Source organism: Microbacterium sp. (assembly GCF_036823965.1).
In the GTDB taxonomy this organism is placed as follows: Bacteria; Actinomycetota; Actinomycetes; order Actinomycetales; family Microbacteriaceae; genus Microbacterium.
This window is the reverse complement of sequence record NZ_DAITBE010000005.1, coordinates 101,222-115,393: the sequence shown is the minus strand read 5'-3', so window position 1 is coordinate 115,393 and position 14,172 is coordinate 101,222. Positions and strand designations below refer to the sequence as shown.

The 14,172-nt window shown below is 69.4% G+C and carries 17 protein-coding genes; 6 read left to right on the top strand and 11 right to left on the bottom strand.

The genetic code is table 11. The annotated features are described in order from the left end of the window. The first annotated feature begins 2 nt into the window (after window positions 1–2). Window positions 3–572: a dihydrofolate reductase family protein gene (locus V7Z82_RS10355; RefSeq protein WP_334151089.1), complete on the top strand. Its 570-nt coding sequence runs from the start codon at window positions 3–5 to the stop codon at window positions 570–572. Window positions 573–602: 30 nt separating this feature from the next. Beyond that, window positions 603–1,499 (top strand): arginase family protein, encoded by an 897-nt coding sequence (locus V7Z82_RS10350; RefSeq protein WP_334151087.1) that lies wholly within the window; start codon window positions 603–605, stop codon window positions 1,497–1,499. Between the two features lie 105 nt (window positions 1,500–1,604). Here V7Z82_RS10350 and V7Z82_RS10345 read toward each other — a convergent pair whose 3' ends face one another. The 3 genes from V7Z82_RS10345 to V7Z82_RS10335 all read right to left on the bottom strand — a co-directional run bounded on the left by V7Z82_RS10345 (window position 1,605) and on the right by V7Z82_RS10335 (window position 3,381). After that, the gene (locus tag V7Z82_RS10345; protein ID WP_334151084.1) at window positions 1,605–1,811 is read right to left on the bottom strand and encodes a CDGSH iron-sulfur domain-containing protein; all 207 of its coding nucleotides are present in this window, start codon (window positions 1,809–1,811) and stop codon (window positions 1,605–1,607) included. After that, window positions 1,808–2,848 carry an iron-containing redox enzyme family protein gene (locus V7Z82_RS10340; RefSeq protein WP_442927609.1) on the bottom strand — a complete coding sequence of 347 codons (1,041 nt, stop codon included), beginning with the start codon at window positions 2,846–2,848 and terminating at the stop codon, window positions 1,808–1,810. The genes V7Z82_RS10345 and V7Z82_RS10340 overlap by 4 nt, the downstream gene beginning before the upstream one ends. An 83-nt stretch (window positions 2,849–2,931) precedes the next feature. Continuing rightward, window positions 2,932–3,381, bottom strand: a complete 450-nt coding sequence (locus V7Z82_RS10335) for a carboxymuconolactone decarboxylase family protein (protein ID WP_334151079.1) — start codon at window positions 3,379–3,381, stop codon at window positions 2,932–2,934. Window positions 3,382–3,481: 100 nt separating this feature from the next. On the opposite strand from V7Z82_RS10335, the gene V7Z82_RS10330 reads away from it, so the two are divergent. Beyond that, window positions 3,482–3,661, top strand: coding sequence for a hypothetical protein (locus tag V7Z82_RS10330; RefSeq protein WP_045278445.1), 180 nt, complete (start codon window positions 3,482–3,484; stop codon window positions 3,659–3,661). A gap of 20 nt (window positions 3,662–3,681) precedes the next feature. On the opposite strand, the gene pnuC is transcribed toward V7Z82_RS10330, so the two are convergent. The 3 genes from pnuC to sigJ form a co-directional block, all read right to left on the bottom strand. Beyond that, window positions 3,682–4,395 (bottom strand): nicotinamide riboside transporter PnuC, encoded by a 714-nt coding sequence (gene pnuC / locus V7Z82_RS10325; RefSeq protein WP_334151074.1) that lies wholly within the window; start codon window positions 4,393–4,395, stop codon window positions 3,682–3,684. 14 nt (window positions 4,396–4,409) lie between these two features. Beyond that, a complete protein-coding gene (locus V7Z82_RS10320) occupies window positions 4,410–4,937 on the bottom strand; it encodes a GNAT family N-acetyltransferase (protein WP_334151072.1) in 528 nt (175 codons plus the stop codon). 119 nt (window positions 4,938–5,056) lie between these two features. After that, window positions 5,057–5,959: an RNA polymerase sigma factor SigJ gene (gene sigJ / locus V7Z82_RS10315; RefSeq protein WP_334151070.1), complete on the bottom strand. Its 903-nt coding sequence runs from the start codon at window positions 5,957–5,959 to the stop codon at window positions 5,057–5,059. 115 nt (window positions 5,960–6,074) lie between these two features. Between sigJ and V7Z82_RS10310 the strand changes: the two genes are divergently transcribed. Continuing rightward, the gene (locus V7Z82_RS10310) at window positions 6,075–6,830 is read left to right on the top strand and encodes an SDR family oxidoreductase (protein ID WP_334151068.1); all 756 of its coding nucleotides are present in this window, start codon (window positions 6,075–6,077) and stop codon (window positions 6,828–6,830) included. 8 nt (window positions 6,831–6,838) lie between these two features. Here the strand turns inward: V7Z82_RS10310 and V7Z82_RS10305 are convergent, their stop codons facing one another. Further along, window positions 6,839–7,756 carry a DUF808 domain-containing protein gene (locus V7Z82_RS10305; protein ID WP_334151065.1) on the bottom strand — a complete coding sequence of 306 codons (918 nt, stop codon included), beginning with the start codon at window positions 7,754–7,756 and terminating at the stop codon, window positions 6,839–6,841. A gap of 153 nt (window positions 7,757–7,909) precedes the next feature. Here V7Z82_RS10305 and msrB point away from each other — a divergent pair, with 153 nt between their 5' ends. Together msrB and msrA are read left to right on the top strand one after the other, a co-directional pair. Further along, window positions 7,910–8,386, top strand: a complete 477-nt coding sequence (msrB, locus tag V7Z82_RS10300) for a peptide-methionine (R)-S-oxide reductase MsrB (protein ID WP_334151061.1) — start codon at window positions 7,910–7,912, stop codon at window positions 8,384–8,386. After that, window positions 8,383–8,928, top strand: a complete 546-nt coding sequence (gene msrA, locus V7Z82_RS10295; protein WP_334151059.1) for a peptide-methionine (S)-S-oxide reductase MsrA — start codon at window positions 8,383–8,385, stop codon at window positions 8,926–8,928. The genes msrB and msrA overlap by 4 nt, the downstream gene beginning before the upstream one ends. Window positions 8,929–9,015: 87 nt before the next feature. On the opposite strand, the gene V7Z82_RS10290 is transcribed toward msrA, so the two are convergent. The 4 genes from V7Z82_RS10290 to V7Z82_RS10275 form a co-directional block, all read right to left on the bottom strand. Beyond that, a complete protein-coding gene (locus V7Z82_RS10290; protein ID WP_442927608.1) occupies window positions 9,016–9,825 on the bottom strand; it encodes an alpha/beta fold hydrolase in 810 nt (269 codons plus the stop codon). 140 nt (window positions 9,826–9,965) lie between these two features. After that, complete coding sequence (locus V7Z82_RS10285; RefSeq protein ID WP_334151054.1) at window positions 9,966–11,417, bottom strand: catalase; 1,452 nt, start codon at window positions 11,415–11,417, stop codon at window positions 9,966–9,968. Between the two features lie 70 nt (window positions 11,418–11,487). Then, entirely contained in the window at window positions 11,488–11,910 is a 423-nt protein-coding gene (locus tag V7Z82_RS10280) for a Fur family transcriptional regulator (RefSeq protein WP_334151051.1), read from the bottom strand. 153 nt (window positions 11,911–12,063) lie between these two features. Continuing rightward, window positions 12,064–14,094, bottom strand: a complete 2,031-nt coding sequence (locus V7Z82_RS10275) for a hypothetical protein (protein ID WP_334151048.1) — start codon at window positions 14,092–14,094, stop codon at window positions 12,064–12,066. Between the last annotated feature and the right edge of the window lie 78 nt (window positions 14,095–14,172).

Here is a 14,172-nt window from a genome sequence, read left to right as displayed (position 1 = left end):
GCATGGCGCGCCTCATCTACTCCATGATCACGTCGCTCGACGGCTACGCGAGTGGTCCGGACGGTGGCTTCGACTGGGCCATCGACCCCGATGTGCACGAGTTCATCAACGAACAGTTCAGCGACGTCGGCACGTACCTCTACGGCCGCCGCATGTACGAGACGATGGTCTACTGGGAGACTGCGCACCTCGAACCCGACCAGGAGCAGGTCGGCATCGACTACGCGCTCGGGTGGCAGAAGGCCGACAAGATCGTGTTCTCCCGCTCGCTCGACGAGGTCTCGAGCGCCCGCACCCGCATCGAGCGGGAGTTCGATCCGGCGGCGGTCGCCCGGTGGAAGGACGAGCTGCCGCACGACCTGACCATCGACGGCCCGACGATCGCCGCGCAGGCGATCCGCGCAGGTCTGGTCGACGAGTTCCAGCTGTTCATCGGGCCGGGCATCGTCGGCGGAGGCCTGCGGTTCTTCCCTGACGGCGTGCACATCGACCTCGAGCTGATCGACGAGCATCGCTTCGACAGCGGGCTGATGTTCCTCCGCTACCAGACGGTCCGCCCGCTCGGCGGCTGATCAGCGGCGGATCTCTGTCAGGCTGAGACCGTGATCGCACTGCTCTCCGCTCCCAGCAACCTCGGCCTCCGTCCGCCGCAGCGGGGGAGCGTTCCCGGCGTGAGCAAGGCGCCGGAGGCGCTTCGCGAGGCAGGGCTCTTCCGTCGCCTCCTCGACGACGGGGCGACCGACGCCGGTGTCGTGCTGGCCGGTCGCTACATCGATGACGACGATGCCCGCGCGCCAGGTCACGTCCGGAACGAGGAAGCCCTGGTCGACCACGCTCGACGTCTCGCCGACCGGCTCACGAGCATCCTCGACGCGGGCGATGCGCCGCTCGTGATCGGCGGCGACTGCAGCCTGCTGCTCGGCATCGGCGTGGCGCTGGCTCGCCGCGGAGGCGCGGGACTCGTCCACGTCGACGGACACACCGACTTCCGGCATCCGGGCAACAGCGACGAGTGCGCGAGCGTGGCGGGGGAGGATCTCGCAGCCGCGACCGGCCTGCACTGGCCGGCCATCGCCGACATCGATGGGCTGGCGCCGTACTTCGCGCCGCAGCGCGCCGTGCACATCGGGCATCGGGACGATGATGAGGAGCTCGAGGAGGTGCGGGGGATCATCGGGCTCGTCGTCTCAGCCGCGGATGCCGCCGTCGCGGCGTCGGACGATCTCGCGGCCTCCGTCGTCGAGACCGCGGGCACCGGCTACTGGCTGCAGATCGACGTCGACGTGCTCGACCCCGAGGTCATGCCTGCCGTCGACAGCCCCGACCCCGGCGGGCTGGGAGTGCCGGAGCTGACCGAACTGCTGCGCCGTCTCGCGCCCCGGGCGATCGGCGCATCAGTGACCGTCTTCGACCCGGATCTCGACCCCGATGGGCGCTTCGCACGGCTCCTCGCCGACGTCGTCGTGGATGCTCTGCGCACGTTGGGGACCGCGGTCTGAGCGAACGTGGCGGAGGCCCCCGGCCCTTCGACAGGCTCAGGGACCCAGTCGGGGCAGAGCTCAGGGACCCAGTCGGGGCAGAGCTCAGGGACCCAGGGGGCAGGGCTAGGCGTCGGTGCGGAAGCCGGCAGCCTTGTGCGTGCCGTCGCAGAACGGCTTGATCGTCGACAGGCCGCATCGGCAGAGCGCGACAGTGCGTCGTCGCTGCTCGATCGGGGTGCCGTCGTCATCCCGGAGCTCGACGGCGCCCCGCACGAGCAGCGGCCCGTCCGGGTACGCCGTGATGGTCGCCGGCTCATCGCGCGCACTCATGACGACTCCTGCCGTCGGAGTGAGGATTCGCCGCGCGACCAGCAGTCCAGCATGTGCTCGGCGGCCCAGCCGTCGACCGTGAGGCACGCGGATGCTCCGAACATGACGTCTGCCAGCAGCTCCGGGTGATCCTCGGCGAGACCCCCGGCGAGGTCGCGGGCCGCGATCTGCTCGTGCACGGCATCCGCTTCCACATGCTCGTCGAAGTAGTCGGTGACGTCCTCACCGAAACCGAGGCGGCGCAGCCCGTCGCCGTAGAGACGATTGGGGATCGACGACGTCATCTCGAACGCCGCCAGATGCCCGACGATCGCACCGACCAGGCGGCGGTTGATGCCGAACATCGACATCATGTTGTGCGAGGCGAGCGTGATCGCCGGCACATCGTCGACGTAGGCGCCGTAGGTGTCGTCGAGGCCTGCACCGCGCATCGCAGCGGCGAAGATCGTCGCATGCACGCGGTCGGGGCGCCCGCCACCGTACTCGTCGGACTGGATCTCCACGAGCGCCGCCTTCGCCCGGCCGTGCAGCCGAGGGATCGCCCACGAGTGCGGGTCCGCCTCGCGGAGCGTGTAGATCGAACGCTGCATGAAGAACTCGGTGGCCTGCTCGGCCGTCGCCTTCTTCGCCAGGTATCGGGACAGGCTCGGACCGGTGTCGGCCTCGGCCAGCGCGAACAGCGCCCGCCCCACCGCATCGACGTCAGCGGCAGGGAGCTCCGGCATCGGCACCCGCTCACGCAGCGTCCGCTCGAACGCGGCCTCCAGCAGCCGTCGAGTCGCGATCAGCGCGGGGTCCCATTCCAGTGCGGCGTCGAGCTCCGGCAGCGATCCGTAGGAGGAGGCATAGAGCAGGAAGAGTGCGAGCTGGATGTCGTCGTCGTGCACGACATCGGCGCTCGCGGCGAGTGCGGTCTCCGCGAGTGCCAGGTGATCGGATGCCTCACCGCCGGTCACCTGACGGAGCACTGCGGCGCTGAGCGGACCGCGCGCGGCGATGCTGCCGGTGATCGGCGCTGGCAGGAAGGTCGAGGTCACGAGGACTCCCATTCGTTCGGATGGGATCAGTCTCGTGTCCTCGACCATTCCGGTGAAGGGACTTGACGCGGCGGGAACAGCGACTATGGAGCGACGGGGTAGTGGCTCGAGACGGCGATCCGGTTCCAGCTGTTGATCACGACGGCGAGCCAGGTCACGGCGGCGATCTGCTGCTCGGTGAGGATGCCGTCCACGTCGATGCCGCGGTCCGGCGACCGCCCGTGGTCACCGATCTGCGTCACGCGCTCGGCGATCTGCAGCGCCGCCTGCTCCTCGGGGGTGAAGTACTGCGACTCCCACCAGCCGGCGAGCACGGCCAACCGGTCGGCGGTCTCGCCGTGCTTCACGGCATCCGCGCTGTGCATCCGAAGGCAGAAAGCGCACCCGTTCAGCTGCGATGCGCGGATCTTCACCAGCTCGACGAGCAGCGGCGACAGCCCGGCATCCGCTCCGGCCGCTGCGGCCTGTTCGGCGAACGCCAGCATGGCCTTGTACGGGCCCGGGTACAGCTTTCCGATGTTCACGTGCGACACGTGTCTCCTCGATTCCGGGGCGCCGGATGCGCCCTCTCCTGCATACTGACGACGCAGCCGCCGGGAATGTGAGGTGGTCGGCACCTCGTAGGCTGGAGGCATGACCAAGAACACCTTCTGGACCGTCGCCGGCGTGATCCTCGCGATCGTGATCGCCTGGTGGCTGGTGGGCGTGCTGTTCTCGGTGCTCTGGTTCTTCGCCAAGCTCGCGATCGTGGCCGTGGTCGCGGTCGGCGTCTTCATCGCGCTGAGGATGCTGTTCCGCTCCAGCGGCGAGTGACCTGCTCGCTCCGCTCGCTGTCAGCCGGCGTCTGATTCCTCGGGTCGGCGAGGACTCGGGTCTGGCGGCAGGATCACGATCGGATGCTTCGCCTGCGACTGCGCGCGCCACCAGATGACGAATCCGGTCGCCGTGAAGAGCCCATAGAACACGTACATGAGCCCGGTGGCGTAGAACCCGGAGCTGAACAGCAGCGGGACGCCGACCACGTCGACGGCGATCCAGATCAGCCAGAACTCGGTCCAGCCCTTCGCCATGCCGTAGGTCGCGAGGAGCGAGCCGACGAAGGTCCAGGCATCCGCCCACACCGGCTCCCACGAGCCGAGCGCGCGGAACAGGGGCGTGAGCGCGACCGTGCCGACGATCATCACGAGGACGAGGCCGATCCGGGCGCTCGTCGGTGCCCATCGAGGACTGATCCGCCCGCCTTCAGCGTTGCGCCAGCGGATCCAACCGTAGATCGCGACCGCGATGAACATGATCTGGCGCCCCGCCTGGCCGAGCAGATGCGGCACCTCGGGGTCGGGGCTGAGGATCGAGCCGAGGAAGACGGTGAGGAGCAGCAGATTGCCGACGATGCCGACGGGCCACGCCCAGATCTTCCGACGCATCCCGCCGATCGCACTCGCGAGGCCGAAGGCGTTGCCGACCACCTCGCGCACCAGGAGCGTCTGCCCGCCGGGCAGCACCCACTGCGAGTTGAACGCATCGACGAGCCACTGCAGCGCATCCATCGTGGGCTCCGCGTTCAGGGGGCGACGTCGGGAGCGGGGCGCTCGTCGAGCACGAGCTGCAGGAAGGTGAGGTCGAGCCAGCGTCCGAATTTCGCGCCGACCTGCGGCAGGCGTCCGACCTCGTGGAATCCGAGCCGCTCGTGCAGCACGATCGAGCCGACGTTGGTGCTGTCGACCGCGGCGACCATGACGTGCAGGCCGTCGGTGCGAGCTCGGTCGATGAGCTCGACCATGAGGGTGCGCCCGATGCCGCGGCCGCGCTGATCGCCGCGGACGTAGACGGAGTGCTCGACCGTGTTGCGGAACCCGCTGTGCGGTCGCCAGTCGCCGTACGACGCGTAGCCGACGACGCCCGTCTCGTCGACGGCGACGATGACCGGGAATCCTCGTCGTGTGCGCTCCGTCAGCCACGCCGCGCGGTCGTCGACGTCGACCGCTTCCTCGTTCCAGATCGCGGTGGTGTGCACCACTGCGTCGTTGTGGATCGCGGTGATCGTGTCGAGGTCTGGAGCCTCGGCATCCCTGATCTGCACTGGGGTCATCGGTGGGCGTTCTCCTGCGGCTGCTGCGACTGCGCTTCGGGTGCGCATGGCTGACGCTAGCAGGATGCCGGGTTCCTGCACGTCACGTGTCAGGACGCAGCTTGTTGCCCAGGCATCGACTACGGCACCCAGGACGTCAGCTTCGTGGGGTTCATCATGATCCAGACGCGGGTCACGGCGCCAGCCTCGACGCCGAGGTTCACGACCGACACCACCGCGCCATGCTCGCGGAAGACGAGGGCGAGGCCGTCGCCGGTCTGCTGCTCCTCCATCCGCATGTCGGGGCGCTTGGCGGCGATCCCGAGGAGGAAGCGTGCGACGCGATCCGCGCCGCTGACCACGTTGAGCGCAGCGCGCACGATGCCGCCGCCGTCGCTGTGCAGCTCGACATCCGGCGCGAGCACCCGCAGCAGCTCGTCGATCCCGCCGGTGCGGCTCGCGGCTCGGAACGCACGCACCACGCGATCGTGCTCAGTTCGAGGCACTGCGGTCGCTCGCTGCTCACGCACGTGACGGCGAGCTGATGTCGCGAGCTGCCGCACCGCCGCGGAGGACCGCCCCACGATCTCGGCGATCTCCGTGAAGGGCACGTCGAAGATGTCGTGCAGCACGAACGCCACCCGCTCGGCCGGTGTCATCGCCTCGAGCACGATGAGCAGGGCGGTCGACACCGAGTCGTCGAGCGTGACGCGATCGAGCGGGTCGAGCACGTCGGTGGATGCCGCGATGCGTCCGCGCTCGCCGAAGTGATCGGCTGGCACCGGCTCGGGCAGCCACTGCCCGACGTACTGCTCGCGGCGTCGCCGTGCCGAGGTCAGCAGGTCGAGCGAGATCCGGCTCGCGACGGTGGTGAGCCACCCGGCGGGATTGATGATCTCGGCGCGCTCGGCATCCGTCATCCGATACCAGCGCACGTACGCCTCCTGCACGACGTCCTCGGCATCCGCGAGGGTGCCCGTCATCCGGAACGCCAGGGACAGCAGTCGGCGCCGTTCACCGAACACGTCGTCCTGCTCGTCCACACCGTCTCCTCGTCGCACGTCGATTGGAAGACTACCGACCTCACACCTCGTGGGGCTGCGTCGTCAGACGTGTGACAGGGTGACGAGCAGCGCACCCCGGATGAGAGGGAATCGGATGAGGATCGCCGTCGCAGGAGGCACCGGAACCGTCGGCCGGTATGCGGTCGACGCCGCGCACGATGCGGGGCACGAGGTCGTCGTGCTGTCGCGTGCGAGCGGCGCCGATGTGCGCACGGGTGCGGGGCTCGCCGCGGCCCTTGCCGGAGCGGATGCCGTGATCGACGTCACCAATCTCGCCACGACGCTGTCGGCGAAGACATCGGTCAGGTTCTTCGAGACCGCGGCGCATCACCTGCTCGCTGCCGAGCAACAGGCGGGCGTCGGTCACCACGTCGCGCTCTCGATCGTCGGCATCGACGGCATCGACACCTCGTACTACGCGGGCAAGCTCGCGCAGGAGCGCGCGGTTGCCGCAGGGCCCGTCCCGTTCACCATCGTGCGCGCCGGGCAGTTCCACGAGTTCGCGGGGCAGATCCTCGGGCTGGTGCGCGGACCGTTCGCGCCGATGCCGCGCACGCTCATGCGTCCGGTCTCGGCGCGCGAGGTCGGCGCGTACCTGGTGCAGGTCGCGGAAACCGGACCGATCGGCCGAGCGCGCGACCTGGTCGGCCCGCACGACGAGACCCTCGCCGATCTCGCCCGTCGGCAGCTCGCCTTCGACGGCATCCGTCGCCGCGTGATCGATGTGCGCCTGCCGGGTGCCTACGGCCGAGGGCTCGCGTCCGGTGCGCTCCGCGGAGGAGCGGATGCCGCGCACGGCACCGTCACCTTCGACGAGTGGCTGCGCAGCCCAGACCACGCCCGGTCCTGACGCCGCGCTCAGACGTGCACGTCGGCCGGGGACTCCTCGCCCTCGTGGAAGCTCGGCTTCGTGCCGAAGAGCTTCGCGACGCCGAGCACGATCCCGACGATGATCAGTCCGCCGACGAGACCCGCGACGGCCGAGAACAGGGTGTCGCCGATCCACACGATCACGGGGCCGGCCGGCTCGAGTGCGTGCTCGATGCCGTGCAGGATGTCGGCGCCGAAGTGCACGCCGACTTCGCCGAGGTTCACGAGCAGCAGGTGGCCGCCGACCCAGAGCATCGCGACGGTGCCGAGGATGCTGATGAAGCGGAACACGCCCGGCATCGACCGGACGATGCGCGTACCCGTGTGTCGGACGCGCTGCACCGGGCTCTTCGCCATCTTCAGACCGATGTCATCGATCTTCACGAGCAGCGCGACGGCGCCGTAGACGACGCCGGTCATGATGAGCGCGATGACGGCGAGGATCGCGAGCGTCGTCCAGATGTCGAGGCCGGCCTCGAGGTTCGCGAGCGAGATGAGCATGATCTCGGTCGAGAGGATCAGGTCGGTGCGCACCGCGCCCCACACCAGCTTGTTCTCGTTGCGGTCGCCCTCTTCGGCGTGGCCGTGCTGCACGCCGAACCACTCGAGCACCTTCTCGGCGCCTTCGAAGCAGAGGTAGGCGCCGCCGAGGATCAGGAGGTACGGCAGCACCCACGGCGCGAACGCGGTGAGCAGCAGCGCGATCGGGATGATGATGACGAACTTGTTCGCGAGCGATCCGACCGCGATCTTCGCGACCACCGGCAGCTCGCGTGCTGGCGTGATGCCCTGCACGTACTGCGGGGTCACGGCCGCGTCATCGATCACGACGCCGGCAGCCTTCGCCGAGGCCTTCATCGCGGCGCTCAGGATGTCATCGACGACGGCGAGCAGTCCTACCGACATGTGCGTCCCCCAGGGTGTGTTGTGCAGACGAGACACTCTATCCACTCCGCCGAAACTCACAGCCCGCTCCCAGGGCAGCGGGACCAAAACCGGCCCGACGTGGGTTGTGTTCTATGACGCCGCAGCCAGCGGCGCCTCACAAAGGAGACCATCGTGTCGAACGACTACCGCAAGACGTCAGAGGCCGTCAGCGACCTCACCCACCTGCAGTACGAGGTGACGCAGGAAGACGGCACCGAGCCGCCCTTCCGCAACGCGTACTGGAACACGCACGAGGACGGCATCTACGTCGACGTCGTCTCCGGTCAGCCCCTCTTCTCGTCGATCGACAAGTTCGACAGCGGAACCGGCTGGCCGAGCTTCACCAAGCCGATCGAAGCCTCGGCCGTGACGACCCGCACCGACCGCAAGCTGTTCATGACCCGCACGGAGGCCCGCTCCACCGGCGCCGACAGCCACCTCGGGCACGTCTTCGACGACGGACCGCGGGATGCCGGAGGGATGCGCTACTGCATGAACTCCGCGGCGCTCCGTTTCGTGCCGGCTGACCGACTCGAGGAAGAGGGGTACGGTCGCTACAGCACCCTCTTCACACCCCACACCACCGACAACGCCGAGGAGCAGTCATGACCGACACCGGAACCATCACCCGCACCCCCGGAACCGAGACCGCAGTGCTCGCCGGCGGATGCTTCTGGGGCATGGAAGACCTGATCCGCCGCCAGCCCGGTGTGCTCGACACCCGGGTCGGCTACACCGGCGGCTCGAACGATCACGCCACGTACCGGAACCACCCTGGTCACGCCGAGGCCGTCGAGATCGTCTTCGATCCCACCAGGACCACATACCGCGACATCCTCGCGTTCTTCTTCCAGATCCACGACCCGTCCACCAAGGACCGTCAGGGCAACGACCGGGGTTCGAGCTACCGCTCGGCGATCTTCCCGCTCAGCCCCGAGCAGGAGACCGTGGCGCGCGACACGATCGCCGACGTCGACGCTTCCGGCTTGTGGCCGGGCAAGGCCGTCACCACGATCGAGCCCGAGGGCCCGTTCTGGCAGGCCGAGGAAGAGCACCAGGACTACCTGATCAAGTACCCCAACGGGTACACGTGCCACTTCCCGCGTGCGGGCTGGGTGCTGCCGAAGCGCGCGGAGAGCGCTGCCGTCTGACGCATCCGAAGGCCCTTCGTCTCTCGAGACGGAGGGCCTTCGCCACGCCCGCCCCCCTGAGCGAGCGCAGCGAGACGAAGGGCCGCGTCAGCCCTCGGCGAGGAACGCGACCGCGGCTTCCTTGAAGTCGCGGGAACCCGGGGCGTTGAAGTGGTTGCGGTTCGGGATCTCGAAGAAGCGGCCGTCCGGAGCCGCGGCTGCCAGGGCGCGCGAGCCCTCGATGATCGCGTCCTTCGAGCCGGTCGCGAACAGGATCGGGCGGGTGGGAGCATCCGCCGGGTCCGGGTCGATCGTGCCGGACGCCCGCATGCCCTCGGCGAGGGCGATGAGCGCACGCAGATCGTTGCCCGGCACGCGCTCGGTCAGGGCGATGTAGTTCTGGGTGGTCTGGTCGCTCACCGGGGTGCCGTCGGCGATGTACGCCCGCACCTGTTCGAGGTCGAGCCTCGCGAGCGGGATGCCGTCGGGCACGCCGCCCAGCACCGCGCGGCCGATCCGCTGCGGCAGATCGCGCACGACCTCCCAGCCGACCCTGGCGCCGAGTGAGTAGCCGAGGTAGAACGCGTCGTCGACGAGGTACGTGTCCATGACGGTCTCGACATCGGTCGCGAGCGTGCGGATGCGGTAGTCCTCTGGCTGATGCGGCTTCGCACTGTGTCCGTGGCCGCGCTGATCGATCGCGAGCACCCGGTAGCCCGCGCGCGTCAGCTCGCGCACCCAGCCGGTGAGCACCCAGTTGTCGCGCGCATTCGATGCGAAGCCGTGCACTGCGACCACGACGGGAGCGTCGAGCTCTCCCCAGGTGTAGGTCGCGAGGCGGGTGCCATCGGCCGCATACACCTGCTGCGGCTCGGGCATGCTGGTCAGGTCTGAGAGGGGAACGGCCACGGGATCCATTCTGGCCCTCCGCGTCGCGAGGTCGGGGCACGGCGGGCTCGCGCACACGAAGGAGATCTCGCGTTCTGCGGGAGCATCCGACGAATCGGGCCCTGCAGAACGCGAGATCTCCGTCGTATCGCGCGAGCGGATGCCGCGGGTCAGACCTGCGCGCGCAGGGCCTCACCGAGCGAGGCGTCCACGTTCGTCCAGTACTGGAAGAAGTTCTCGCGGATGGCGTCGACCGTGATCCCACGGCCCTGACCGGTCAGCGTCTCGAGGAATCGGGCGCGCTGCTCATCGTCGAAGACCGTGCGGTAGAGCGTGCCGGCCTGACCGAAGTCGTCGTCGTCGAGGTGCAGGGTCGCGGCCGAACGCATCAGCTCGCCATCGGTCTCCCAGCTCGCCTCGACACCGGCCTGCTGGTCTGCCTCGGGTCCGCCGGCAGCGCCGTAGGAGTTCGGCGTGTAGGTGCGGTGCTCGGCCGGGTTGGACTGGTACCGCATCTGGCCCTCGTGCATGTAGTTGCGCACCTCGGCCGCGTGCGGCTGGTTGACCGGCAGCTGGTTGTAGTTCGCGCCGATGCGGTACCGCTGTGCGTCGGAGTACGCGAAGACGCGAGCCATCAGCATCTTGTCCGGCGAGATGCCGGTGCCGGGCACCTGGTTCCCCGGCGAGAACGCCGCCTGCTCGATCTCGGCGAAGAAGTTCTGCGGGTTGCGGTTCAGCGTGAACGTACCGACCTTGATGCGCGGGTAGTCCTTCTTCGACCAGGTCTTCGTGAGGTCGAACGGGTTGAAGCGGTACTCCTTCGCCTCCTCGTACGGCATGATCTGCACGTACACGTCCCACGCCGGGTGGTCGCCTCGGGCGATCGCGTCGAACAGGTCGCGACGGTAGTGGTCGGCATCCGATCCGGCCAGCTGCTCCGCCTCAGCCGCGCCCATCGCCTCGACGCCCTGCTGGGACAGGAAGTGGTACTGCACCCAGAAGCGCTCGCCGGCTGCGTTGACCCACTGGTACGTGTGCGAGCCGTAGCCGTTCATGTGACGCCAGCTGCGGGGCAGGCCGCGGTCGCCCATGAGGTAGGTGACCTGGTGGGCGGTCTCGGGGGAGAGCGTCCAGAAGTCCCACTGCATGTCGGCGTCGCGGAGGCCGGAGTCGCCGAGGCGCTTCTGCGAGTGGATGAAGTCGGGGAACTTCATGGCGTCGCGCAGGAAGAACGTCGGGGTGTTGTTGCCGACGATGTCGAGGTTGCCCTCGCTCGTGTAGAAGCGCAGCGAGAAGCCGCGCACGTCGCGCCAGGTGTCGGGGGAGCCCTGCTCGCCGGCGACCGACGAGAAGCGGATCAGCGTCTCGCTCGTCGCGCCGGGCTGGAACGCCGCAGCACGCGTGTACGCCGAGACGTCTTCCGTCACGACGAACTCGCCGAACGCTCCGCCGCCCTTGGCGTGCGGGTTGCGCTCCGGCACGCGCTCGCGGTTGAACGAGGCCAGCTTCTCGACGAGGTAGCGGTCATGCAGGACGGTGGGGCCGTCGGCGCCGACCGTGAGCGAGTGCGCGTCGCTCGGTGCCGGCGTACCGGTCTGGGTTGTCGTGGCAGGTTTGGTCATGGTGGTTCTCCTTCTGCGCGCAGGGTCGGCGAACAGCCCTGTCTCACGGCGAGACGGGGTGCGGCGTCGACTAGTGCGCGGCGTTCTGGCAACTGGGGCACAGGCCCCAGAAGGTGACTTCGGCTGTCTGGACGGTGAATCCGCCCGCGTCGGACGGAGTGAGGCACGGCGCATCGCCGGTGACGCAGTCCACATCGCCGACCGCACCACAGGAGGTGCAGACGATGTGGTGGTGGTTGTCATCGGTGCGCCGCTCATAGAGGGCTGCGGACCCTGCCGGTTCGATCCGGCGGATGAGGCCCGCCGTCGTCAGGTCCGTGAGGATGTTGTGCACCGACTGGATCGACGTGGTCGGAAGCACGCCGGACACTGCGCGGAAGACCCGCTCGGCGTCCGTGTGAGCCATGGAATCCAGCGCCTCGAGCACGGCGACACGGCCGGCGGTCGCCCGGAGGCCCGCCTGCCGAAGCGTCATGTCGAGTGCTGTCTCCATGGCTTCGACCCTACACGTTGTTTTGAGTAATTCAAATGTAGGGATGTCGCGGGCGTGTCACCCCAGGCATGATCAGCGGGCGATGTCACGATCAGCGGACGCATCCGCCGGATTCCTCAGCGAATCGTGACGGGCTCCGCTGATCGTGTCACCTCAGCTCCGGGTGATCGTGAACCCGGCCCCGCGCACGCGCACCCTCCCGCCCTGCACGGCCTGGCCGCGCTGCGATCCGTCCGCGTCGTATGACCGTCCCGACCCCGGCGCCAGCGCAGCCACCCGCTCGTCGCCGCGGGCGCCGTTGGCGTACAGCACGGCCGCGCCTCGGGTCGTCGAGTACACGGCGTTCACGATCCGCGGCTGGATGACCAGCGCGTCGAGGCGAACATCGCCGCGGCTCGTGCAGCGCACGGTGACGCCCTCGGCCGGCAGGTCGCCGCCGAGCAGCTGCGGCACGAGCATCCCGTCCGCCTCCGTGAGGCCGCGGTCGCCCGCGCCGCCGGCAGGCGTCTTGGTGCTCCACACCTTCCGCCGACCCTTGAAGACCTCCCACACCGCGTCGCCGGCATCCGGCGCCTGCCGCCAGACGAGACCGTGCAGGATGCCGCCGGCCTCCGTCACGTCGAACTCGACCCACTCCCCGCGGGCGAGGCGCACGTACGACCCGCCGGAGAGGTTGCCCTCGCCGATCCACGCGCCGCCCGACGGCGTCTCGACGACGGCCCCGGGTGAACGGCGCGCGGCCTCGGCCTCGAGCACGCGCAGTCCCGAGAACGAGGTGAGTCCGGTGATCGAGGTCGCGAGCTCGGCGATGTCTCGGTTCGCGTCGAGCAGCTGCATCGCGAGCAGGCCGTGGATCGTCGACTCGGCGCCGGAGTTCCGGTTCACGCGTCCGTCGGTCTCCACGCCGTCGAAGGTGACACCCGTCGCGGGGTCGTACACGGGAATCCCGGCGGTGTTCGCGCCGAAGAACCATCCGGCGGCGAGGCCCGCGAGCACGCGGTGACCCTCGCCACCTGCGGCGACCGCACCGGCGACACGTCCGTGCGCTCCATACGCGATCTGCGCCTCGGCCGGGATGGGCGCCCACGCGTTGTGCGGACCACCCGAGGCGAGCACCTGCGGGGTGAAGCGTCCGGCGTCCGCCATGGCGGCGGCCGTCCAGTCGCGTCGACGGAGCACCGCTCCGCCCCGCGCGAGCGCCTCCGGCGCCGCCGCACCCCAGGCGTGCCAGAACCCGAGCGAGCCGGTCCACGGCAGCACGGCCCCGAACGGCCAGCCCTTCGACGGGTCGGTGGCCATCGCCGCGACGCCTTCGCCGTAGGTCTGCAGCGCGCCCCGGCTGCGGGCGTCGCCGGCTTCGGTCGCAGCGGCGAGCCCGAGCATGGCCTCGGCTGTGGCATCCGCCCCACCGGCGATCAACCAGGCCGGCAGTCTGCGGCCGTCGCTCTTCACCCACTGCCCGGCGCGCGACAGCGACTCGCCGTCGAGCGCGTCGAGGCACAGGTGGAGTCGTGCGAGCAGGAAGGCCGCGAAGTCGGCATCATCCTGCCGGAACGCGGCATACCCTTCGCCGAATGCCCAGACCGATCGGGCGAGCCAGTACGACTCGGCAGAATCGGACGGATCGGGCAGCTCGACCGGGATCGCGCTGGGATTCAGCGTGCCGTCCTCCTGCTGCCACAGCACGACGCGGCCGGCGTTCGGACCCGACGTCGTCTGCAGGAAGGCGAGCGAGCGCAGCACGTCGCGCGCCTCGTCGCGGGTCTGCGCGTCGCCGGTCGCCTTCCACTCGCGCAGGAACACGATGGCCGCCCTCGCGATGTCGTCGGCGTTGTACGCACCCTGCGTCCAGTACCCGGTGACGGCGTCGCGGGTGCCGCCGCCGACCGGGCGGTAGCCGCCGGCTCCGTCGGTGTCGGCGTAGGTCCACGGTGCGAGCACGGTCGGCTTCGCGTCGATCCCGAAGGTCGTGTGCGTGTCGCCGGCTGCGACCGGAACCTCCGCCAGCAGGAACCGCAGGTGCGCGAGGTTCGTCAGTCGACGCCGACGATCGGCTTCGAGGGGCGCTGAACCCGTCGCGCCCTGGATCGTGGTCGTCGCGCCGACGGCGGCATCGACCGGGAGGAGGGCGAGGGCGGATGCCGTCGCCGCGATGGTCAGGAACGAGCGTCGTGAGGTGTCCATCTCTTCACTTCTTCGTGCTGTCGGTGGGTCGGGGTCTGATGGTGCGGGCGCCGGTCGCAGACCGGGACGTGGGTCGGG